Below are 20902 nucleotides of genomic sequence, written 5' to 3' on the forward strand. Positions count from 1 at the left end.
GAGTGAGAGAGCGCTCTCCGAAAACTTTCGGTCAGATCACCACGGGCTGTCAACGACTGTTGGGTAACGATCGCTGTTATGAAGAGAGCGTTCTCAGGGCGGGAAAGAGCGCTCTCTTGTCCTGGGTGGCGAGTTCGGCGAAGCCGTCGACGGCGACGGCGCTCACGATGGCGTCCTTGCCGTCGAAATGGCTGTAGAGCACCGGCTGGCTGTACTCCACGCGTTCGGCCGGCCGTCGCGTGGTCACCGCCTCCCCGCATGCTCACCACCATCCGGTCGAGAACCCGAGTTTCCAGGCCTGGCTGCAGGTCAAGGCCGTGCGCGACATCGCCTCCGGACTCCTGATCTTCGTCCTGGTGGCCGGGGCGACACCCCACCTGCTGGGCTGGTGCATGCCGGCCGCCACCTGCATCCCTCTCGGCGACGCGCTGGTCGTGCTGCGCAGTGGCGGGCCCAGGGCCGTCGCCTACGGCGCCCACGGGGCCACCGCCCTGGTGATGCCGGCGATCGGCGTGCTCCTGCTCGTCGCCTGAGCCGTTAGCTGAGCACCCGCCCCACCATCCGCGCGTACATGCGGCCCGGGCTGGGGGAGGCCGCCAGGAACCCGGGCAGCATGGGCAGCGTCACCGCGAACGGCTCCAGCAGCCGGTAGAGCTCGTCGGCGTCCGCGGGCCGGTCGTCGGGCGACTTCTCCAGCAGCCGCCCCAGCAGGACGCCCAGCCCTTCGGGCAGACCGGGGATGGCCGGCGGCCGCTCCTTCACCTGCTTCTCGAACACCACGTAGTCGGTCGGGCCGGTGAACAGCTGCCGGCCCGTCAGCATCTCGTGCAGCACGCAGCCCAGGGAGTAGAGGTCGCTGCGGGGCTCGGCGACGCCGTGCTGGATCTGCTCCGGCGCCATGTAGGCGGGCGTGCCCAGGATCTGCCCGATCCGGGTGAAGGTCGTCACGTCGGCGTCGCGGAGCATCGCCAGGCCGAAGTCGAGCACCTTGACACTGCCGTCGGGGCAGAGCATGAGGTTGGTCGGCTTGAGGTCGCGGTGGCAGATCGACAGCGCGTGCGCGGCCGACAGGACGGCGCAGGACTGCGCGGCGATGGCGGCGGCCCACGCCACCGGCAGCGGCCCGTGCTCGCTCACCACGTCGGCCACCGTGACGCCCTCGATGAACTGCATGACCTGGTAGAGCCGCTGCTCGTGGGTGCCGAAGTCGTACAGGACGGGGGCGCCGGGGTGTTCGAGCCGGGCCAGGATGCGCGCCTCGCGGATGAAGCGGTGCTCCAGCTCCTGGTCGGGGCCGCCCGGCAGGCGCAGCAGCTTGACCGCGACCTTGCGGTCGAGGTGGCGGTCGTGGCCCGCGTAGACGGCGCCCATGCCGCCCTGGCCGAGAGGAAGATCGTCGAGCACATAGCGGTCGCCGATGACCATATGCCCCCCTCCCGCGCCCTTCCGGGGAAAAACTACACTGTCAGGACTGCGGGTGCAGATGACCGTCGGTGAGCCCGTCGAGACCCAGCCGGATCAGCGTCTGACCCAGCTCCGACGTCTCCCGCAGCGCGTCCTCCAGCGTCGCGAGCTGCCGGAACGCCTCGCCGTACGCGCGCTGCTCCTTGAGCGGGATGCGCGGCAGGCGGGTGCGCCGCACGTCGAACCGGCTGGAGCCGGTGGTCGCGCGGCTGCCGGCGGCGCGCAGGAACCCCGCCAGGAAGTCGGGGTCGAGCCTGCGGGCGTCGACGCGGTAGAGCGTGAGCTGCGGGCCCAGCACGCCGCCCCCGTCGGAGATCACCCGTACGGAGGAGTAGGAGGCCACCACGTCGCCCGGCTGGACCGCGACCAGGCCCCGCTGGCTGGTGGCGCGGCCGGACGGGGGCGACCCGGTGGCCACGTCGTCGGCGGTCAGCACCGGGAGCTCGCCGTCGCCGACGGCCATCCGGGGCGGGGCCTGCGAGACCGACACCAGGCCCTCCTTGATCAGGTCGCCGACGGTGGTGGCGGGCTGGTCGAGCGGCTGCTCCAGCACCTTCAGGTCGGGCGGCGTGGCCGCGGCGGCCAGGAACCGGTCGCGGGTCTCGGCGAAGGCCCGGCCCAGGTCCTCACGCCGCTGGTGGCGCGCCGGGGTCATGTCGACCTCGTCGGCCAGCAGGTCGATGATCCGCACGGCCTGGCCCGCGCCGTCGCGCAGGTAGGCGCGCCAGGCCGGCTCCACCACGGACGGGTCGGCGGTGGCGTCGAGGATCAGCACGTCGGACGGCGGCCGCCGGCCCGCCGCGGGCCGGCGCAGCAGCCACAGGTCGGAGCCGGGCAGCGCCACGACGGCCCGCAGCGCGCCGGCGCGCAGCAGGTTGGCGCGGATGCGCCGGCCGGCCTTGCGGCTCGCGGCGGCAGGCGGCATGAGGATCGCGACCAGGCCGCCGGGCCGCACGTGGGTCAGGCAGTGCTGCACCCAGGCCAGCTCCGGCTCGCCGCGCGGCGGCAGGCCGTAAGCCCACCGGGGGTCGCCGACGAGCTCCTCGTAGCCCCAGGCGCGCTCGTTGAACGGCGGGTCGCACACGACCGCGTCGGCCGGCTCGCCGGCGAAGGCGTCGTGCCGCATGGCGTCGCCGGACGTGATCGTGGCGTCGGCGCCGCGCAGTCGCAGCCGCGTGGCCGCGATCGAGGCGGAGCTCTCGCTCAGCTCCTGCCCGAGCAGCCGGCGCCCGTCCCCGGTCGCGGCGTGCAGCAGCAGGGTGCCGACCCCGCAGGCGGGGTCGAGGACGGTGCGGGCGTCGCCGACGAGGGTGACCATCAGCTCGGCGACGTCGTCGCGGGTGACCGAGAGCTGCCGGGAGTGGGCCTCCAGGTAGCGCTCGACGAGGAACTCGTAGGCCGTCAGCGCACCGTGACGCTCGGCCAGCTCCGACACCAGCTCTGCCTGCTCGGGCTCCAGATCGCTCTCTTCCGAGGTCAGCAGGGCGCCGGCCTGGGCCACGGCCTGGCCGAGGCGCAAATCGCCCGCGGTTTTCAGGCGCTGCCACGCCCGATCTCCCAGGGACACCTGGTAGGACTTCCCATAGCGGCGTAGCCACTCCTCGACTTGCGGCAGCGAGAAGAGCGGCTGATTGGCCGTGCCGCCGATGGGCACGGGGAAGTCCTCGTGGCGTCGGCGCCAGTTGCTGACGGCGGCACGCCCGACACCGGCGAGCCGGGCGATGTCGCCGGCGTTCAGGGTCGGGTCGTGGCTCATGAGGCCACCCTAGTTCAACCGAGTCTTCAGCGCATCTGCTTGTGAAGTCTTTCAACCAGTGATTTACTGCGGTGTATGAAGCACAACATCCGCTATGCCGCCGGATCAGATGTGGGCCGCCGCCGGGAGCAGAATGAGGATTCCGGATACGCGAGTGGCCGGTTGCTCGTGGTGGCTGACGGAATGGGCGGGCATGCGGCCGGAGAGCTGGCGAGCGCGGCGGCGATCGCCGTCATGCGCGAGGTCGACGCCACGCTTCCCGATACGGGGAGCGACCTGGAGGCGGCGCTCGACGGCGCGGTCCGCGAGGCGGGGCGCAGGCTGGTGGAGCTGGCCGAGATCGACCCGGCGCGCCGGGGCATGGGCACGACGGTGACCGCGATGCTCTTCGACGGCTACCGGTTCGCGCTGGCCCACCTGGGCGACTCCCGCGGCTACCTGCTTCGCGACGGCGCGCTCTACCAGATGACCAAGGACCACACGCTCGTGCAGTCGATGGTGGACGAAGGGCGCATCACCGAGGACCAGGCCGCGGTCCATCCGCGCCGCTCGATGGTGCTGCGGGTGCTGGGCAGCGAGGGCCGGGCCGAGCCCGACCTGGCGCTGCGCGAGGCCGACCCTGATGACCGCTACCTCCTCTGTTCGGACGGGCTCACGACGGTGCTCGGTCCCGAGGTCCTGCACGAGGTGCTGACCACGGTGGCAGACCCGGCGGCGGCCGTCCAGCGGTTGATCGATCTGGCGAACGAGGGAGGTTCGCCGGACAACGTGACCGTCATCGTGGCCGACGTCGTCGCCCCCGGAGCGGGGGACGACCAGATCTACCGGGTCGGGGCGGGAGCGTAGCACCGTCGGATCCCTCCTGCCTCACTGTCCCCTTCAGTCCCAGTACTGAAATATCGCCTCATAGCTTGACATTTTCCGGGTGTCACGCGCACGTGCGCGATGCCGCGATTACAGTCCATCGTGATCTGTAACGCCTCTGGGGGGAGTCGAGCTGGACCCGATTGCGGATAAGTTACTCAAAACGGTCCAAAAGGAACTTGGCTACCGGGAGAAGAACGGCCAGCACACCAAGTTCGGCCACTGGTACGCCGAGCGTGTCGACGATCCCCAGTACAAGAACGCGCCGTGGTGTGACATGTTCCTCGCCTGGGCGGCCGACAAGGCGGGCCTCACCGAGTACGTCGGGCAGTTCGCCTGGACCCCGTCCCACGCCGTCTGGTTCATCGAGCAGGACGCCTGGACGCGGAAGCCGGAGCCGGGTGCTCTGGTGTTCTTCGACTGGAAGGGCGGCGAGAGCTACAAGGGCATCGACCACGTCGGCGTCGTCGAGCGGGTCGTGGGCGAGAAGATCCACACCATCGAGGCGAACGTCGACCGCGTGTGGCTCAAGCGCAAGGTCCGCGACACCGACAAGGTGGTGGGCTACGGGCTGCCGCGCCTGGTCAAGGCCAACGCCGAGCGGATCGAGATCCGCGAGACCGAGCAGCCGTTCCCGCTGCGCGAGCGGGCCGACAAGGCCGGGAGCAACCCGCTCGACGTGATCGGCACGCCGGTGGCGCTGCTGCTCATCATGGTGGTCACCACCGTGGTGGTCGCCTTCCGCCTCGCGGGCCGCCGCCGCGTCCGTCCCCGCCCATGGAACGCGCCATCGGCCCAGCCCGAGATCGAGCGGAGCGGGCCCCAGTACGTCATGCGCGACCAGGTGCCGCCCCAGCCGGGGCCGCCCTCGCGTGAGTCGGTCCCCGTCGGCGCGCCCCGCCGCCGCCGGCCCTACGACCGAGAGTCCTGAGCCTCGGCCGTCAGGACTCCAGGGTGATGACGACCTTGATGTGCTCGCCCTCGTCGAAGGCCGCCTCGAACTCCTCCATCGGCAGCCGCCGGGTGATCAGGGCGTCCAGCCAGGAACGGTCCGCCTCGCCCAGGGACTTCGCGGCGGCCCTGTAGTGGCGCAGGTTGGCGTTGACGGTGCCGAAGACGACGTCGTTCTCCAGCACGATGTCGCGGTTGATCCGCCCCGCGTCCGCAGGCAGCTGACGGCCGGCGCTGGAGACGCCCGTCAGGCAGACGATGCCGGCCGAGGCCGTGCTCAGCATGGCCTGGAAGATGAGCGGCCCGGAGCCGGTCGCCTCGATGATGAGGTCGGGCAGGTAGCCGCCGACCGCGTCCAGGTCGCTGCCCTGGTGGTAGGTGGCGCCCAGGCCGGCGACCAGTTCGGGCTTGAGCCCGCTCGCCGCCCGGTCCATGACGTGCACCTCCAGCCCGCGCTGGCGGCCCATCAGCGCCGCCAGCAGGCCGATCGGCCCGGCCCCGGTCACGAGCAGCCTCTCCGGCTGGAACCAGGCCCGCGAGCCGATCCGCTCGATGTGCTCCCACGCCTTGGCGAGCACGGAGGCGGGCTCGACCAGGACGGCGAGCATGCCCAGCGCCGGGTCGACGCGGACCGCGTACCCGGCCTCGACCGTCCAGCGCTCGCTGCCGTACCCGTCGCGCCCTTTGATGCCGCGCTCGGTGTACTCGCCGTTGCGGCACATGTCGAACTCGCCCCTGGCGCAGGCTCCGCAGGGCACCGGGTCGGGCCGGCGCACGACGCCCACGACCAGGTCGCCGGGCGAGAACGCGGACCCGTCCGGCGCCTGGAGGACCCGGCCCAGCGACTCGTGCCCGAGGACCATCGGCCCCTCCCCGGGGAAGCCGTACTCGCCGGAGACCAGTTCCCTGTCGGTCCCGCAGATGCCCAGGGCCAGCCCCTGGACGAGCAGCTCGCCGGGGCCCGGCCGCGGATCGGGCACCTCGGTCAGGCCGAGAGTGCCTTGCTTGCCCGGTACCAGTGTGATGGCACGCATGAGCCACCCCTACCCAGGGAAGTCTGGGAAATAGTAGGACGTCCTAGTATCTTCGAGGCAGGCCCACCGGTTAAGGAGTGAGCAAGCGTGCATGTTCCGGTCCATCCCGTACGTTTCGTGACGGCGGCGGCCCTGTTCGACGGTCACGACGCGGCGATCAACATCATGCGGCGGATCCTCCAGACGCAGGGAGCCGAGGTCATCCACCTGGGTCACAACCGGTCGGTGGACGAGATCGTCACCGCGGCCATCCAGGAGGACGTCCAGGGCGTGGCGATCAGCTCCTACCAGGGCGGCCACGTGGAGTTCTTCAGCTACCTCGTCGACCTGCTGCGCGAGCGCGGCGCGGGCCACATCAGGGTGTACGGGGGCGGGGGCGGCGTGATCGTGCCCGAGGAGATCGAGCTGCTCCACTCCCGGGGCGTCGCGCGGGTCTTCTCGCCCGAGGACGGCCAGCGCCTCGGCCTGCCCGGCATGATCAACAAGCTGATCGAGGAGTGCGACGCCGAGCTGGAAGGCGCTCCGTCGGTGGAGGCCGTGGTCTCCGGCGACCAGGCGGCGCTGGCCCGCGCGATCACCCTCATCGAGTCCGGCCGCGCCCCCGCGGAGCTGGTCCAGGGACTGCGCGCGGCCGGCAGGACGGCCCCGGTGCTGGGCATCACCGGCACCGGCGGGTCGGGCAAGTCCTCGCTCACCGACGAGCTGGTCCGCCGGTTCCGGGTGGACAACGACGACAAGCTGCGGATCGCGGTCATCGCCATCGACCCGACGCGCCGGCGCGGAGGCGGCGCGCTGCTCGGCGACCGGATCAGGATGAACAGCCTGGGCCCGCAGACCTACTTCCGCTCGCTCGCCACCAGGGGAGCCCCCAGCGAGGTGCCCGCCTGCCTCGACGACGTGATCACCGCCTGCCGGGCCGCCGGCTACGACCTGGTCGTGGTCGAGACGCCCGGCATCGGCCAGGGCGACGCCGGCATCGTGCCGCACGTGGACGTGCCGATCTACGTGATGACGCCGGAGTTCGGCGCGGCCTCCCAGCTGGAGAAGATCGACATGCTCGATTTCGCCGAGGCCGTGGTGATCAACAAGTTCGAGCGCCGGGGGGCCGAGGACGCGCTGCGCGACGTGCGCCGGCAGATGGTGCGCAACCGGGCGGCGTTCGGGGTCAGCCCGGACGACATGCCGGTGTTCGGCACGATCGCGGCCCGCTACAACGACGCCGGCGTGACCGCGCTCTACCACCACCTCAAGGGCCTGCTCACGGAGAAGGGGCTGCAGGCGGGCCCCGGCCTGCTGGCCCCCGTCGAGGGCCGTACCTCGCGGGCGTCCGCGGCCATCGTGCCGCCGTCCCGGGTCCGCTACCTGGCCGAGATCGCCGAGACCGTGCGCGCGTACCACGAGGAGACCCGCGCCCAGGCGGAGGTGGCGCGGCGGCGGCAGCAGCTGGAGGCCGTGCGGGCGCTGCTCGGCGAGGAGGACGAGCGGCTGGCGCGGCTGAGCGCCGAGGCCGAGGGCGAGCTGACCGAGGAGAGCCGGGCGCTGCTGGCCGACTGGCCGGGGACCAGGGCCCGCTACAGCGCGGACGAGCTGGTCGTGCGGGTGCGCGACCGCGAGATCCACACCCCGCTCTGGCGCGAGACGCTGTCCGGCAACCGGGTCCCCCGGGTCGCGCTGCCCCGCTTCGAGGACCACGGTGAGCTGCTGCGCTGGCTGCGGGCCGAGAACCTGCCCGGCCGGTTCCCGTTCACCGCGGGCGTGTTCCCGTTCAAGCGCGAGGACGAGGACCCGACGCGGATGTTCGCCGGCGAGGGCGACCCGTTCCGCACCAACCGGCGCTTCAAGCTGCTGTCGGAGGGCCAGCCGGCGACCCGGCTGTCGACCGCGTTCGACTCGGTGACGCTGTACGGGAACGACCCCGACCTCCGGCCCGATATTTACGGAAAAGTCGGCACTTCGGGGGTGTCGATCGCGACGCTCGACGACATGAAGGCGCTGTACGACGGCTTCGACCTCTCCGCGCCCAACACGTCCGTGTCGATGACCATCAACGGCCCCGCCCCGACGATCCTGGCCTTCTTCCTCAACACCGCCGTCGACCGGGCCCTCGACCGCTTCCGCGAGGAGCACGGCCGCGAGCCCTCGCCGGAGGAGGCCGCCGCGCTCCGCGCCGGCACGCTGTCCACCGTGCGCGGCACCGTGCAGGCCGACATCCTCAAGGAGGACCAGGGCCAGAACACCTGCATCTTCTCCACCGAGTTCTCGCTGCGGATGATGGCCGACATCCAGGAATGGTTCATCCGCAACCGGGTCCGCAACTTCTACTCGGTGTCGATCTCCGGCTACCACATCGCCGAGGCCGGGGCCAACCCGATCAGCCAGCTCGCCTTCACCCTGGCCAACGGCTTCACCTACGTGGAGGCGTACCTGGCGCGCGGCATGGACGTGGACGACTTCGCGCCCAACCTGTCGTTCTTCTTCTCCAACGGCATGGACCCCGAATACAGCGTGCTCGGCCGGGTGGCCCGGCGCATCTGGGCGGTGGCCATGCGGGAGAGGTACGGCGCGGGGGAGCGGTCGCAGAAGCTCAAGTACCACATCCAGACCTCGGGCCGGTCGCTGCACGCACAGGAGATGAACTTCAACGACATCCGCACCACCCTGCAGGCCCTGATCGCGGTCTACGACCACTGCAACAGCCTGCACACCAACGCCTTCGACGAGGCCGTCACCACCCCGTCGGCCGACTCGGTGCGCCGCGCGATGGCGATCCAGCTCATCATCAACCGCGAGTGGGGCCTGGCGCGCAACGAGAACCCGCTGCAGGGCTCGTTCATCATCGACGAGCTGACCGACCTGGTGGAGGAGGCGGTGCTGAGCGAGTTCGAGCGGCTGTCCGACCGGGGCGGCGTGCTGGGCGCGATGGAGACGGGCTACCAGCGCGGCAAGATCCAGGACGAGTCCATGCTGTACGAGACGCGCAAGCACGACGGGTCACTGCCGATCATCGGGGTGAACACGTTCCGCAACGGCGACGAGCACGTGCCGCACAAGCTGGAGCTGGCCCGGGGCACCGAGGACGAGAAGCGCTCGCAACTGGAGCGGCTCCACGCCTTCCAGGAGCGGCACCGCGACGAGGCCCCGGCCGCGCTGGCCCGGCTGCGCGAGGTGGCGATGTCCGACGGCAACGCCTTCGAGGTGCTGATGGACGCGGCCCGCGTGTGCTCGCTCGGCCAGATCACCGAGGCGCTCTTCGAGGCGGGCGGGCAGTACCGCCGCAACGTCTAGTTTCTCCGGGCGGCTAGTTTCTCCTGGCGACGCCGCACAGGCCCAGCGACGCGGACGGGTCGTCGATGAAGTCGATCGTGTCACCGTCGCCGGGCCGCCACTCCGGCAGCCACACCAGGCCGGGCTCCAGCAGCTCGAACCCCTCGAACAGGGCGGCGATCCCGGCGCGGTCGCGCACCACGAGCGGCGAGGTGGCCCTGCTGTAGATCTCGGTGCCCTCGTCCACGGCGTCCGGCCGGGATTCGCTGGCGCCGTGGGTGAGGACCAGGTAGCTGCCGGGGGCCATCGCCTCGCGCAGGGTGCGGATGATCTCGCGCGGGTTCTCCGACTCCTGCACGAAGTGCATGACCGCGACCAGCAGGACGGCGACGGGCCGGCGGAAGTCGAGGACCTTGCGGACGTCCGGGTGGTCGAGGATCTCCTGCGGCTTGCGCAGGTCGCCCTGGACGGCCGCCTTGTCCTCGCCGTCGAGCATCGCCCTGGCGTGCACCAGCACCACCGGGTCCAGGTCGACGTAGACCACCCGGCTGCCGCCGGTGACGCTGTCGGCCACTTCGTGCACGGCGCCCTGGCTGGGCAGGCCGGTGCCGATGTCGAGGAACTGCCGGATGCCCAGGCCGGCCAGATGGCGTACGGCCCTGCCGAGGAACGCCCGGTTCGCCCGGGCGGCCAGTCTCGCCTCCGGCACGATGCGCAGGATCTGCTCGGCCGCCTCCCGGTCAGCGGGGAAGTGGTCCTTGCCGCCCAGGTAGTAGTCGTACATCCGGGCGACGTTGGGCGTGTTCGGATCGAAACCCACGGACTCCGGCTCCAATCGTCGGCCCCCCACATCCGAAGATGAGAAACTCTTTCCAAGATTCTAGACACCGGTAACGTCGACTGTGGGGACAATGCCCGGCTTCATGCGTGACCCTGCTGCGGTGTGTGACGACACCGGCACTCCCGTACCGGTCCCGGCCACGGTTTCCCGGATCGTCTCACTGGTCCCGTCGCTGACCGAGTCGGTCGCCGCCACCCTGCCGGACGCCCTGGTCGGCGCCACCGACTGGTGCACGCACCCGCCCGGCCTGGACGTGACCCGGGTCAGGGGCACCAAGAACCCCGACCTGGACGTCATCAGGCGGCTGGACCCGGACGTCGTGCTGGCCAACGCCGAGGAGAACCGCGCCGCCGACCTGGATGCGCTGCGCGCGGCCGGCCTGCCCGTCTGGGTGACCAGGATCGAGACCCTCGACCAGGCCCTCGCCTCGCTGGCCCGGATGTTCACCGACGCCTGCCGCGTCGAGGTCCCGCCGTGGCTGGTCAGAGCCGGGGAGGTCTGGCGCGAGCCGCACCGGGGGCCGCGACGGACCGCGATCGTCCCGATCTGGCGCCGTCCCTGGATGGTGGCGGGCCGCGACACCTTCACCGGCGACGTGCTCGCCCGGCTGGGCGTGGACAACCTGTACGCCGGCCACCCCGAGCGCTATCCCAGGATCCCGCTCGCCGAGCTCGCCGGCGCCCGCCCCGACCTGGTGGTGCTGCCGGACGAGCCGTACGCCTTCAGCCGGACCGACGGCCCCGAGTCGTTCCCCGGCCTGCGCTGCGTGCCGGTCAGCGGCCGGCTGCTCACCTGGTACGGGCCCTCGCTCGTGGCCGCCAGGGCGGAGCTGGAGCGGGCGCTCAGGTGACGGCGTCCGTGCGCGGCCGGGCGGCCAGCGCCGCGTCGACGGCCTGGGGCGACAGCACGTGCTCCATGACGATCACCGCCGTGCCCACGATGCCCGCGCGGTCGCCCAGCGAACTGGTGGCGATCTCCAGGTTGCGGGTCGTGTACGGCAGGCTCCTGCGGTAGACGCTCTCCCTGATGCCCGTCAGGTAGTGCTCCCCGGTCTCGGCCATGTCGCCGGCGAGCACCAGCACGCCGGGGTTCAGCAGGCTGACCGCGGTGGCCAGCACGATGCCCAGCGTCCGCCCGCCCTCCTGGACCCGCGCGATGGCCGCCGGGTCGCCGGTCTGCACCAGCCGCACCACGTCGCGGCTGCTGTGCCGGCCCAGGTCGGCGGCCATGGCCTGGCCGCTGGCCAGCGACGCCACGCAGCCGCGCGAGCCGCAGGTGCACACCCGGTCGTCGGTCTCGAACAGCCGGACGTGGCCGAGGTTGCCGGCCGCCTCCTCGACGCCCCGGTAGATCCGGCCGCCCAGCACGATGCCGGTGCCGATCCCGGTCGACACCTTGACCAGGACCAGCGACGCGCAGTCGCGCCACGACGACCACCACTCGCCCAGCGCCATCGCGTTGGCGTCGTTCTCCACCAGCACCGGCACCGGGAACTCGGCGCGCAGCGCCTCCGTGATCGGGTGGTCGTCCCAGCCCGGCATGAGGAACGACCGGATCATCCGGCCGGAGGTCTGGTCGACCGAGCCGGGCAGGTTCAGGCCGATGCCGCAGATCTGCCCCGGCGGGCGCCCGGTGCGGTCGAGCAGCCGCCGGAACGCCTGCCGCACCCAGGTGAGCACGGCCTCAGGGCCCCGCTCGATGCGCATCTCGATGTGCTCCTCGGCCAGCGGCCGGGCCGCGAGGTCGGTCAGCGCGACCCGGGCGTGGCTGGCCCCGAGGTCTGCCACCAGCGCCAGGCGGCTGGTGGCGTCGATGTCGAGCACCGAGGGCGGTCGCCCGCCCCCGGAGGCCCCGACGCCGGACTCGTGGATGTACCCGGCGTCGATCAGCCGGTCCACCCGGTCGGTGATGGTCGACCGGGACAGGCCGGTGTACTCGATCAGTTCCTTGCGGGTGCGGCAGGTGCGATCGCGGATGAGCTGGAGGATCTGCCCTGCCGTCAGCATGGTCTATCCCTTCTCCGCTCCCGCCGTGAGCCCTTCCGTCAGCAACCTCTCACTGGCGAAGAAAAGGATCACGATGGGCAGTGTCAGAACCACCGATCCTGCCATGAGCACCGTCGTCGGGATCTCGATACTGCCCGCGAGTTGCGAGAGTCCGAGGGAGACGGTCCAGCTGTCCCGCTTCTCCACCAGGAAGAGCAGGGCGAACAGGAACTCGTTCCAGGCGATCATGAACGCGTAGAGGCCGGTCGCCATGAGCGCGGGCTTGGACAGCGGCAGCACCACCCGCCAGATGGTCGTCAGCCGGCCGCAGCCGTCGATCGCGGCCGCCTCCTCCACGCTCTGCGGCACGGTCTCGAAGTAGTTGCGCAGCATGTATACCGTGACGGGCACCGTCTGCGCGATGTACACGAGGATCAGGCCGACCAGCGAGCCCCGCAGCCCGAGCATGGTGAACAGCACGAACAGCGGGATGGCCAGCACGATCGCCGGGAAGAGATAGACGGCCAGGAACAGGAAGTGCACCTGGCGGCGGCCGAAGAAGTTCAGCCGGGCCACCGCGTACGCGCCGGGGATCGAGATCAGCAGGGTGACCGCCACGGACGCGACGGCCACGATCGCGCTGTTGCGCATGAAGGTCAGGAACCCCTGCCGGTCCAGCACGTTCAGGTACGTGTCGAACGTGAAGGTCTGCGGCCAGAGGGAGCCGGGCTGCAGGATCAGCTCCTGGATGTCCCGGAACGACAGCATGACCATGTAGTAGAACGGGAACGCGGTGATCAGGAAGAGCACCGCGATCACGACCGGCCGCAGCACCTTCAGCAGCGCCCGCTCGAACCTATCCCTGCTCACGTTCACCTCCGCCGAAGAACCGCAGGTAGATGACGAGGAAGACGACGAGCACGACGGCGAGCACGATCGCCTGGGCGGCGGAGGCGCCGATGTCGTCGCGGGCGGTCAGGAAGTTGTAGACCCGCACGCTGACGACCTCGGTGCCGGCGCCGCCGCCGGTGAGCAGGTAGACGTCGTCGAACTTGGTGAACGTGAACACGAACCGCAGCACCGACAGCAGCGCGATGATCCGCCAGAGCTGCGGCATGATCACGTAGCGGAACCGCTGGGTCGGCGTGGCCCCGTCGACCACCGCCGCCTCCTCCAGCTCCGCCGGCAGCGCCTGGATCCTGGCCAGGATGAACAGGAAGGCGAACGGGAAGTAGCGCCACGCCTCGAAGGCGATCACCGTGAGCAGCGCCACCGGCACCTCGATGCCCAGGAACGTGCCCTTGGCCTGGGTGAGGAAGGCGATCGGCTCGTCCAGCCAGGTGTTGACGATCCCGTACTGGGGGTTGAGCATCGTCTCCCACAGGAACGCCACCGCCACGACCGGCGCCACGTACGGGATCAGGATCGAGGCCCGCACGATCGTGCGGCCCCTGAACCGGTCGCGCAGCGCCAGCGCCGTCACCAGCCCGATCACGATCGACAGCGCGGTGCCCGCCACCGTGTAGACCAGCGTGTTGACCAGGGCGGACCAGAACCCCGGCTCGGTGATCACGTAGGTGAAGTTCTCCAGCGTGTAGTTGCCGAAGATGCCCGCCTGCCGGATGTTGATCAGGCGGACGTCCTGGAACGCCAGCATGATCGCCCACAGCAGCGGCACGACCACCACGACCAGCGTGATGATCAGGGTGGGGGAGATGAGCGCCAGCCCCGCCCGGCCCTCCTGCTCGCGCAGCGTGCGCCCGCGCCTCACTCGCGGATCCCGCGCTTGATGGTCTCGACCTCCCGCTTGGCCTGGGCCGCGGCCTCCTGGGCGGTGACCGAGCCCGCCACCGCCGCGCTCAGCGCGGTGGGCACGGGCAGCTCGCCCATCACGGCGCCGGCCAGCTTGCCCTGGCCCTGCGGGATGCCCCAGCGGCCGAACGTCTCAGGGCTGGTGCGCAGCGCGTCGAGCACCTCGGGCGGGTAGACGTCGCTCAGCGGCTTCTTGGTGTCGACGCCGGCCTCGAGCCCGCCCCACTTCTCCGCGAAGCCCTCGCGGGTCGGGAACTTGCCTTCCGGCGCCATGCCGAGCCACCGCTCGTAGCCCTCGTTCATCATGTACGAGACGAACCGGCTCGCCGGGTCGGTCGCGGAGTCCCGCATGATCGTCCAGGAGACGATCTCACCGTACTGCGCGGGCTCGCTCCCGTCGGGCCCCTTCAGCGCGGTCACGACCCCGGTGTTCTCGGCCAGCCACTCCGGGTCGGCGCGGCACTGCTCGCAGCTCGGCAGCGCGTCCTTGCGCAGCCCCGCCAGCTCGTCGAGGATGAACGACGACCAGATGGTCATGGCGGCCTTGCCGGAGAAGTAGGTCGCCCTGGTCGAGTCGACGTCCTGGGTGCCCTTGACCGAGTGGTTCTTGGCCAGGTTCGCGTAGAAGTCGAAGGCCTTCACGCACTGCGGCGAGTCGAGGGTGACGTTGCCGGCGTCGTCCACCATCTGGCAGCCGTTGGCCAGCGCCACGTGCTCGAAGCTCTGGGCGGTGAAGGAGTCCTTCGGCGCGACGGCGAGCGTGATGCCCGCGACGCCGCCGGTGTTGAGCTCGGCCGCGGCCTTCTCCAGGGCCTCGTAGGTGTCGGGCGGCGCCAGGCCCGCCTTCTCGAACAGGTCCTTGCGGTAGAGGATGAGCTGGGCCCAGCCGTCGCTCGGGACCGCCAGCAGCTTGCCGTCGCCGGTGTTGAGCTCCAGCGCGCGGGCGGAGAACGTGTCGCGCCCGAGCTGGTCGACGATCTTGCCAGGGGTCTCGGTGTCGAGGAGGTCGTTGGCCTCCAGCTCGCGGACGGAGCCCAGGGGCAGCGCCCCGATCACGTCGGGCAGGTCGCCCGCCGCCGCGGCGGAGGTGATGACCTGGCTGAACTGGTCCTCCGCCACGCCCACGAGCTCGACCTGGATGCCGGTCCGCTCGGTGAACTCCTTGATGATCTGTTGCTGCACGGCCATGCGGTCTTCGAGGTTCTCCTCGGTCCAGACCGTGATCTTGTTGCCGGCTTCCTGCTCGCTGCCGCCGCCGCAGGCTGTCAGGCACGCGGCCGACAGCACTGCGGCGGAGAGGACGGCGGTTACCTTCTTCGGCATGACGCGCTCCTCCGGGATGGGGATATGCCGCCACTTACCCGCTGATCATCAAGCAACGCGCGGGTGTCCATTCCGATACCAGTCTGTACCCATGCCGACCCTTCACCGCCGTTCCTCGCACGCCCCTCGTTTGGTCCTCAGGCGACGGCCCGCGGCAAAGGGCGGGTCCATTCGCGGCGAAATCCTCGTGTCCGGCGGACGCGGCGGTCGGCGCAGAAAGGCTCCATCTGATCGGATTTCGGGCATCGATGTGGAGCGGTTTCGGTCGGCACAAGCGACTGGTACCCCCGCCTGGAGCTGCCTGACGTCACATGCAGGTAAGGTCGCTTTCCAGAAATCGGTGACTGAAACCCCTTTTTGCTCCAGTTTCTCATACGGAAGTCGTAGACTTTCGAGTGATCCGCGCATGACTATGGTGTGCGGAGCCGAACTAATCCCGTGACTTTTGTTTGATTCATAAGCGTAAGTGATGGTAATGCGCGTCATCACCTTCCAAGAACCGGGCCGCGTCGCCGTCGGCCTGGAGCCGCCCGCCGAGCTCGTCCCGGGCAGTGTGCGGGTCCGTACGATGTACTCGGGCGTCTCCGCGGGCACCGAGCTCACCGCCTACCGCGGCACCAACCCCTACCTCAACCGCAAGTGGGACACCGAGCGACGCCTGTTCCTCGACGGCCGGACGCACGCCTACCCCCTGTCCGGATGGGGCTACCAGGAGGTCGGCGAGGTGGTGGAGGCGGCCCCCGACGTCGCCGAGCCCGCCGTCGGCAGCGTCGTCTGGGGCATCTGGGGCCATCGGGCCGAGGCCGTCGTCCCGGCCTCCCTCCTGGCCGGCCACGTGCTGCCGCCCGACGCGACGCCGCTGCACGCGGTCTTCGCCCGGGTCGGCGCCATCGCGCTCAACGCGGTGCACGCCGCCGACATCCACCTCGGTGACCAGATCACCATTTTCGGCCAGGGCGTCATCGGCCTGCTCGCCACCCGGCTGGCCGTGCTCAGCGGCGCCCGCGTGGTGGCGGCCGACGCGATCCCCGGCCGCCTGGAGCTGGCCAGGAAGTACGGCGCGGCCGAGACGTTCGACGTACGCTCCGGCTCGGTCGCCGAGTTCACCCGCAAGCGGATCGAGGGCGCCGACACCGCGATCGAGCTCAGCGGCAGCCACCTCGGCCTGCAGGAGGCCATCCGCACCGTGCGCCGGGGAGGGCGGGTAGTCGCGGCCGGCTTCTACCAGGGCGACGGGATCGGGCTGCGGCTCGGCGAGGAGTTCCACCACAACCAGGTCCAGCTCATCTCCTCCCAGATCGGCGGCGTCGCCTCCTGGCTGTCCCACCGCTGGGACGTCGAGCGGCTCCAGCGCACGTTCATGGAGGTCGTCCACCGGGGCGAGCTCGACGTCGGCTGCCTCGTCACCCACCTCGTGCCCGTCGACGACGCGCCGGCGGCCTTCGACCTGATCGACAAGCACCAGTCCGAGGTGCTCCAGCTCGTCTTCACCTTCGAGGAGTCACAGTGAAGCTCGCCGCTCAGGAGCAGCTCCTGCCGGGCCGGTCCCTGCAGGAGAAGTTCGCGTTCGCCGTCGAGGCCGGGTTCGACGCCATCGAGCTGCGGGGCAAGGGCGACTTCCACTTCGCGGGCCGGCTCACCGAGCTGAAGCGCGCGCTCGCCGACGGCGTCGTCATGCCGACCGTCTGCGTCGACATGCCGCACTTCATCGGCGACTTCGACCCGGCCAAGCGCAAGGACGCCATCCAGCAGCTGCGCTCCCAGCTGTCGGTCATCGGTGAGCTGGGCGGCATCGGCGTCATGACCCCGGCGTCCTGGGGCCAGTTCTCGCTCCGGCTGCCCCCGTTCACGCCGCCGCGCAACGCCAGTGAGGACCGCGAGGTGCTGGCCGAGGCGCTGGGCATCCTCGGCGAGCACGCCCAGCGCAACGGCGTGCTGATCATGCTGGAGCCACTCAACCGGTACGAGAACCACATGGTCAACACGCTGCGCGAGGCGGTCTCGTACTGCGCGATGGACGCGATCAGGGTCGTCGGCGACACGTACCACATGAACATCGAGGAGGACGACCCTTGCCGTTCCCTGGTGGAGGCCGCCCCCTACCTCGCGCACATGCAGATCAGCGAGTCCAACCGCAACCAGCCCGGCACCGGTCACCTCGACTGGGCGGCCCAGCTGGCCGCCCTCGACGCCGTCGGCTACGACGGCTACCTGGCGCTCGAATGCCGCCTGCGCGGCGAGCCCGAGATCGTCCTCCCCCAGACAGCAGCCTTCATCAGGAAGTTCCTATGATCCTTCGCGACGCGCTGCGCGTCCTGATCGACAACTGGGACGGCAGCTACACGGTCCCCTCCCGCACGCTCTACCCCCACCAGTGGAGCTGGGACTCCGCCTTCATCGCCATCGGCCACGCCCGCTGGTCGCCCCGGCGGGCCCGGACGGAGCTGCTCAGCCTGTTCGGCGCCCAGTGGCGTGACGGCAGGGTGCCGCACATCGTGTTCAACCCCTCGGTGCCGGAGGGCGCCTACTTCCCCGGCCCAGAGTTCTGGGCGGTGCGGTCGCCGTCCGGCTGGACCACCTCCGGCATCGTGCAGCCGCCGGTGCACGCGCTGGCCGCCTGGCGGGTCCACCTGGCCGAGCCCGACCCCGGCTTCCTCACCCGGATCTACCCCCGGCTGGTGGCGCAGCAGGAGTTCCTGCGCGCGCAGCGGCGCGGGCCCGACGGGCTCGTCTCGATCGTGCACCCCTGGGAATCCGGCATGGACAACAGCCCTAGCTGGGACCTGCCGCTGAACGCCGTGGAGCCGACGCCCGACGGCGTGTGCCGCCGCGACCTGCGCCACATCGACCCCTCCGAGCGGCCCACCGACCGCGACTACGAGCGCTACATCGCGCTCGCCCGCGCCTACCGCGACACCGGCTACCGCCGGGCGTGCGCCTTCCAGGTCGAGGACCCGCTCTTCAACGCCGCGTACGGGAGCGCCGAGTGGGCCCTGGCTGAGATCGCGGCGGTGCTCGGCCGCGACCCCGCGCCGCACCGCGCGGAGGCCGAGCGGATCACCGCCGCCATGGTCGAGCACCTCTACCAGGACGGGCTGTTCCACCCCCGCGACGCCCTCACCGGCTGCCTGGTCCGCTCCTCCAGCGCGGCCGGCCTGACCCCGCTCATCCTGCCCGGCCTGCCCCGCGACGTGGCCAACGCGCTGATCGGCACCGGGCTGGACCTGTTCGGGCTGAAGGACGGCGTGCTGCCGAGCTACTCCCCGGCCGCCGCCGAGTTCGACCCGGCGTGTTACTGGCGCGGGCCGAGCTGGATCAACGTGGCCTGGCTGGTGTGGCAGGGGTTGAAGGACCGGCGGGCCGACCTGGCCGACGGGCTCGCCAACGGCATGGTCAACGCCGTGGGCCGGTCCGGCTTCCGCGAGTACTTCGACCCCTTCACCCTGGCGGGACACGGGTGCGGCGACTTCAGCTGGTCAGCCGCCCTGCTCGTGGACGTCCTGGCTGAGCACGGCCTGAAGGGCGTGCCGCTCACGGCTCGCGAGCTGGGTCAGCAGGCGGGGGCCATCCGCGAACCCGACCACGTCGGTGATCAGGTGCCGGCGTAGCCGCTCCCCGCGCCCGGCGAGCAGGGCGATGCTCTCGTGCGAGAGCCGCTCCCTGTCCCAGGCGTGCGCCAGGCCGCGCGGCACCCTCCCGATCTGCGCGCAGCGCAGCGACAGCCCGTTGTGGTGGAACTCCTCGCCCAGCCGCACCTCCTGGGCGCCGTCGGTGTAGAAGGCCAGGTCGACCGCCACGCCCTGGGGCCGGAGCAGCTTCAGCGCCAGGGCCAGCGCCCTGGCCTGGCCGCGGCACTGGAAGACCACGTCGGCGCCGCGGTCGTCGGGGCCGTGCCGCCAGCGCCGCTTCAGCTCGACCGCCGGGTCGGCGTCCGCGGCCATCGTGTCGGCTCCCAGCGCCTCGGCGACCGCCAGCCTGGACGGGGTCTCGTCCACGACCACCACCTCCGCGGCCCCGTACGACATCGCGAACGACGCGGTCAGCAGGCCCACCACGCCCGCGCCGACCACCGCGACCCGCCGCCCGCGCACGCCGTCGCCCAGGTCGTGCACGTCCGGGCCGTACAGGTCGGCGGCGGCGTGCAGCAGCCCGTTGGCGCAGATGGGGCCCATGTGGGCGACGTAGATGCCGAGCATCGGGTCGAGGTCGGCGGGCAGCGGCACGAACCGGTCGCGCATCGGGTCGGCGACGTAGCCGCTGCGGTGCCCGTAGGTCATGGCCACCAGCGTGCCCTCGGCCACCGCCCGGGTGCGGGTCTCGACCACCCGGCCGACCTGCATGTAACCGATGCCGCGCACCGGGTAGGCGATCGACGGGGCGCCCTCCAGGAACAGGCCGAGGGCGCGGTCCCAGGTCGAGGTCAGGTAGGGGTTGTCGCCCTTGACGTAGGTGAGCTCGGTGCCGGCCGACACGCCGCTGTGCACGGTCTCCACCCGGAAGCCGCCCTCGGGCACGTCGCCGAGCTTCTCCTCGACCAGGGTCACCTCGCCGGGCGCCTCGATGCTCAGCACCGTCGCGACCTCACGCATCGATCATCACCGGCTTCCGTTCGCGTGCGGACCGGGCCAGCGCGAGCGCCAGCCGGTGGGTCTTGAGCGCCTCCCGGTACGGGGCTCGTACGTCGGCCTGTTTACCCTGGACGGCGTCGATGAACGCGCGATCCACGGCCACCTTGGCCCGCTCCCCTTCCCGCACCCGTTCCCCGCCGTCGACGACCAGCTCGGTCTCGCTCAGTTCCAGCGCGATGCCCTCCGCGTGCACCTCCAGCCCGGCCCGGTGCTTGCGGTCCAGCAGGCTGCAGGTGGCCAGCAGACCGGCGGCGCCGTCGGCGAAGCTCATGACGGCGGCGGTGGCCCGGTCCACCTCGCCGTCGACCGTGTTGACGGCGGGCACCGCGTGCACCATGGTCACCTCGCCCACGAGCAGCCGTGCCAGGTCCAGCACGTGGACGGCCTGCTCGACCGTCTGTCCGCCGGACATGTCGGGCTTCAGCCACCAGGCGACCGGCGGCACCTTGTCCAGCCAGTGGCCCAGGGCCAGCCGCACCGGCCGGCCGGCCAGCAGGTCCCGGGCGCGGTCGAGGATGTCGAGGTAGCGCCAGTGGTGACCGACCGCCGACGGCAGCCCGCGCCGGTCGATCTCGTCGGCGATCGACTCCGCGGTGGCCAGGTCCAGGGAGAGCGGCTTCTCCACAAAAATCGGCAGATTGCACGACAAGATGTCATGTTCCGGGTTACCGTGCGCGAAGGGAGGCACGCACACGTACACAGCATCCAGATCGCCGGCGCTCAGCAGATCGGCATGGTTGCCATAGGCGGTGGAGCGGTGCTTCGAGGCCAGCGCCTCGGCTCTATGAGGATCGGTATCGGCGATCCCAGCGATCGTTACATCGGGGAAACCTGATAGGACGTCGGCATGACGGGCGGCGACATTGCCTGCCCCTACGATGCCCACACGGATAGCGGGAGACATACCCGGCCTATCCCACGAGAGTCGCAAAACAAACAAACATGTTCGAAGAGTCATCAAGGGGGCAGATGTCGCCGAC

Annotated in this window: 18 protein-coding genes and 1 pseudogene; 8 read left to right on the forward strand and 11 right to left on the reverse strand. The window is 70.9% G+C overall.

The features are described 5' to 3' along the window. Positions 1 to 76 precede the first annotated feature (76 nt). Positions 77 to 247: a hypothetical protein gene (locus ACQEUU_RS10150; RefSeq protein WP_433063381.1), complete on the reverse strand. Its 171-nt coding sequence runs from the start codon at positions 245 to 247 to the stop codon at positions 77 to 79. Between ACQEUU_RS10150 and ACQEUU_RS10155 the strand changes: the two genes are divergently transcribed. Next, entirely contained in the window at positions 240 to 533 is a 294-nt protein-coding gene (locus ACQEUU_RS10155; protein WP_433063384.1) for a DUF4267 domain-containing protein, read from the forward strand. The genes ACQEUU_RS10150 and ACQEUU_RS10155 overlap by 8 nt on opposite strands. A gap of 4 nt (positions 534 to 537) precedes the next feature. On the opposite strand, the gene ACQEUU_RS10160 is transcribed toward ACQEUU_RS10155, so the two are convergent. Together ACQEUU_RS10160 and ACQEUU_RS10165 are read right to left on the reverse strand one after the other, a co-directional pair. Beyond that, positions 538 to 1425 (reverse strand): serine/threonine-protein kinase, encoded by an 888-nt coding sequence (locus tag ACQEUU_RS10160; protein ID WP_433063387.1) that lies wholly within the window; start codon positions 1423 to 1425, stop codon positions 538 to 540. A 40-nt stretch (positions 1426 to 1465) separates the two neighbouring features. Next, positions 1466 to 3220 (reverse strand): N-6 DNA methylase, encoded by a 1755-nt coding sequence (locus tag ACQEUU_RS10165; RefSeq protein ID WP_433063390.1) that lies wholly within the window; start codon positions 3218 to 3220, stop codon positions 1466 to 1468. Between the two features lie 75 nt (positions 3221 to 3295). Between ACQEUU_RS10165 and ACQEUU_RS10170 the strand changes: the two genes are divergently transcribed. Continuing rightward, the gene (locus ACQEUU_RS10170; protein ID WP_433063393.1) at positions 3296 to 4066 is read left to right on the forward strand and encodes a PP2C family protein-serine/threonine phosphatase; all 771 of its coding nucleotides are present in this window, start codon (positions 3296 to 3298) and stop codon (positions 4064 to 4066) included. A gap of 160 nt (positions 4067 to 4226) precedes the next feature. After that, positions 4227 to 5015: a CHAP domain-containing protein gene (locus tag ACQEUU_RS10175; protein WP_433071800.1), complete on the forward strand. Its 789-nt coding sequence runs from the start codon at positions 4227 to 4229 to the stop codon at positions 5013 to 5015. Positions 5016 to 5025: 10 nt separating this feature from the next. Here the strand turns inward: ACQEUU_RS10175 and ACQEUU_RS10180 are convergent, their stop codons facing one another. Then, positions 5026 to 6069, reverse strand: coding sequence for a glucose 1-dehydrogenase (locus ACQEUU_RS10180; RefSeq protein ID WP_433063396.1), 1044 nt, complete (start codon positions 6067 to 6069; stop codon positions 5026 to 5028). Between the two features lie 87 nt (positions 6070 to 6156). Here ACQEUU_RS10180 and icmF point away from each other — a divergent pair, with 87 nt between their 5' ends. After that, on the forward strand, positions 6157 to 9354 hold the full coding sequence (gene icmF, locus ACQEUU_RS10185; protein WP_433063399.1) for a fused isobutyryl-CoA mutase/GTPase IcmF: 3198 nt from the start codon (positions 6157 to 6159) through the stop codon (positions 9352 to 9354). A gap of 13 nt (positions 9355 to 9367) precedes the next feature. Here icmF and ACQEUU_RS10190 read toward each other — a convergent pair whose 3' ends face one another. Then, positions 9368 to 10153, reverse strand: a complete 786-nt coding sequence (locus ACQEUU_RS10190; RefSeq protein ID WP_433063402.1) for an SAM-dependent methyltransferase — start codon at positions 10151 to 10153, stop codon at positions 9368 to 9370. A 103-nt stretch (positions 10154 to 10256) separates the two neighbouring features. On the opposite strand from ACQEUU_RS10190, the gene ACQEUU_RS10195 reads away from it, so the two are divergent. Further along, positions 10257 to 11024 carry a helical backbone metal receptor gene (locus ACQEUU_RS10195; protein WP_433063405.1) on the forward strand — a complete coding sequence of 256 codons (768 nt, stop codon included), beginning with the start codon at positions 10257 to 10259 and terminating at the stop codon, positions 11022 to 11024. On the opposite strand, the gene ACQEUU_RS10200 is transcribed toward ACQEUU_RS10195, so the two are convergent. From ACQEUU_RS10200 to ACQEUU_RS10215, 4 genes are read right to left on the reverse strand one after another with little or no spacing between them, the layout of a single operon-like run. Beyond that, positions 11017 to 12180, reverse strand: coding sequence for an ROK family transcriptional regulator (locus tag ACQEUU_RS10200; RefSeq protein ID WP_433063407.1), 1164 nt, complete (start codon positions 12178 to 12180; stop codon positions 11017 to 11019). The genes ACQEUU_RS10195 and ACQEUU_RS10200 overlap by 8 nt on opposite strands. Before the next feature lie 3 nt (positions 12181 to 12183). Continuing rightward, positions 12184 to 13029, reverse strand: a complete 846-nt coding sequence (locus ACQEUU_RS10205) for a carbohydrate ABC transporter permease (protein WP_433063410.1) — start codon at positions 13027 to 13029, stop codon at positions 12184 to 12186. Further along, positions 13016 to 13930 (reverse strand): carbohydrate ABC transporter permease, encoded by a 915-nt coding sequence (locus ACQEUU_RS10210; RefSeq protein WP_433063412.1) that lies wholly within the window; start codon positions 13928 to 13930, stop codon positions 13016 to 13018. Before ACQEUU_RS10210 ends, ACQEUU_RS10205 begins: the two co-directional genes overlap by 14 nt. After that, positions 13927 to 15294: an ABC transporter substrate-binding protein gene (locus ACQEUU_RS10215; RefSeq protein ID WP_433063415.1), complete on the reverse strand. Its 1368-nt coding sequence runs from the start codon at positions 15292 to 15294 to the stop codon at positions 13927 to 13929. Before ACQEUU_RS10215 ends, ACQEUU_RS10210 begins: the two co-directional genes overlap by 4 nt. 475 nt (positions 15295 to 15769) lie before the next feature. Here ACQEUU_RS10215 and ACQEUU_RS10220 point away from each other — a divergent pair, with 475 nt between their 5' ends. From ACQEUU_RS10220 to ACQEUU_RS10230, 3 genes and pseudogenes are all read left to right on the forward strand, one after another. After that, positions 15770 to 16804 (forward strand): zinc-binding dehydrogenase, encoded by a 1035-nt coding sequence (locus ACQEUU_RS10220; RefSeq protein WP_433063418.1) that lies wholly within the window; start codon positions 15770 to 15772, stop codon positions 16802 to 16804. After that, positions 16801 to 17586, forward strand: coding sequence for a sugar phosphate isomerase/epimerase family protein (locus ACQEUU_RS10225; RefSeq protein ID WP_433063420.1), 786 nt, complete (start codon positions 16801 to 16803; stop codon positions 17584 to 17586). The genes ACQEUU_RS10220 and ACQEUU_RS10225 overlap by 4 nt, the downstream gene beginning before the upstream one ends. Further along, a pseudogene (locus tag ACQEUU_RS10230) lies at positions 17583 to 18761 on the forward strand (MGH1-like glycoside hydrolase domain-containing protein); the annotation flags it as partial. The gene ACQEUU_RS10225 and the pseudogene ACQEUU_RS10230, both read left to right, overlap by 4 nt. A 9-nt stretch (positions 18762 to 18770) precedes the next feature. Here ACQEUU_RS10230 and ACQEUU_RS10235 read toward each other — a convergent pair. Further along, complete coding sequence (locus ACQEUU_RS10235) at positions 18771 to 19883, reverse strand: zinc-binding dehydrogenase (RefSeq protein ID WP_433063423.1); 1113 nt, start codon at positions 19881 to 19883, stop codon at positions 18771 to 18773. Beyond that, a complete protein-coding gene (locus ACQEUU_RS10240; RefSeq protein ID WP_433063425.1) occupies positions 19876 to 20880 on the reverse strand; it encodes a Gfo/Idh/MocA family protein in 1005 nt (334 codons plus the stop codon). The genes ACQEUU_RS10235 and ACQEUU_RS10240 overlap by 8 nt, the downstream gene beginning before the upstream one ends. Positions 20881 to 20902 lie beyond the last annotated feature (22 nt).

Source organism: Nonomuraea sp. CA-218870 (genome assembly GCF_050936535.1).
Taxonomy (GTDB): domain Bacteria; phylum Actinomycetota; class Actinomycetes; order Streptosporangiales; family Streptosporangiaceae; genus Nonomuraea; species Nonomuraea corallina.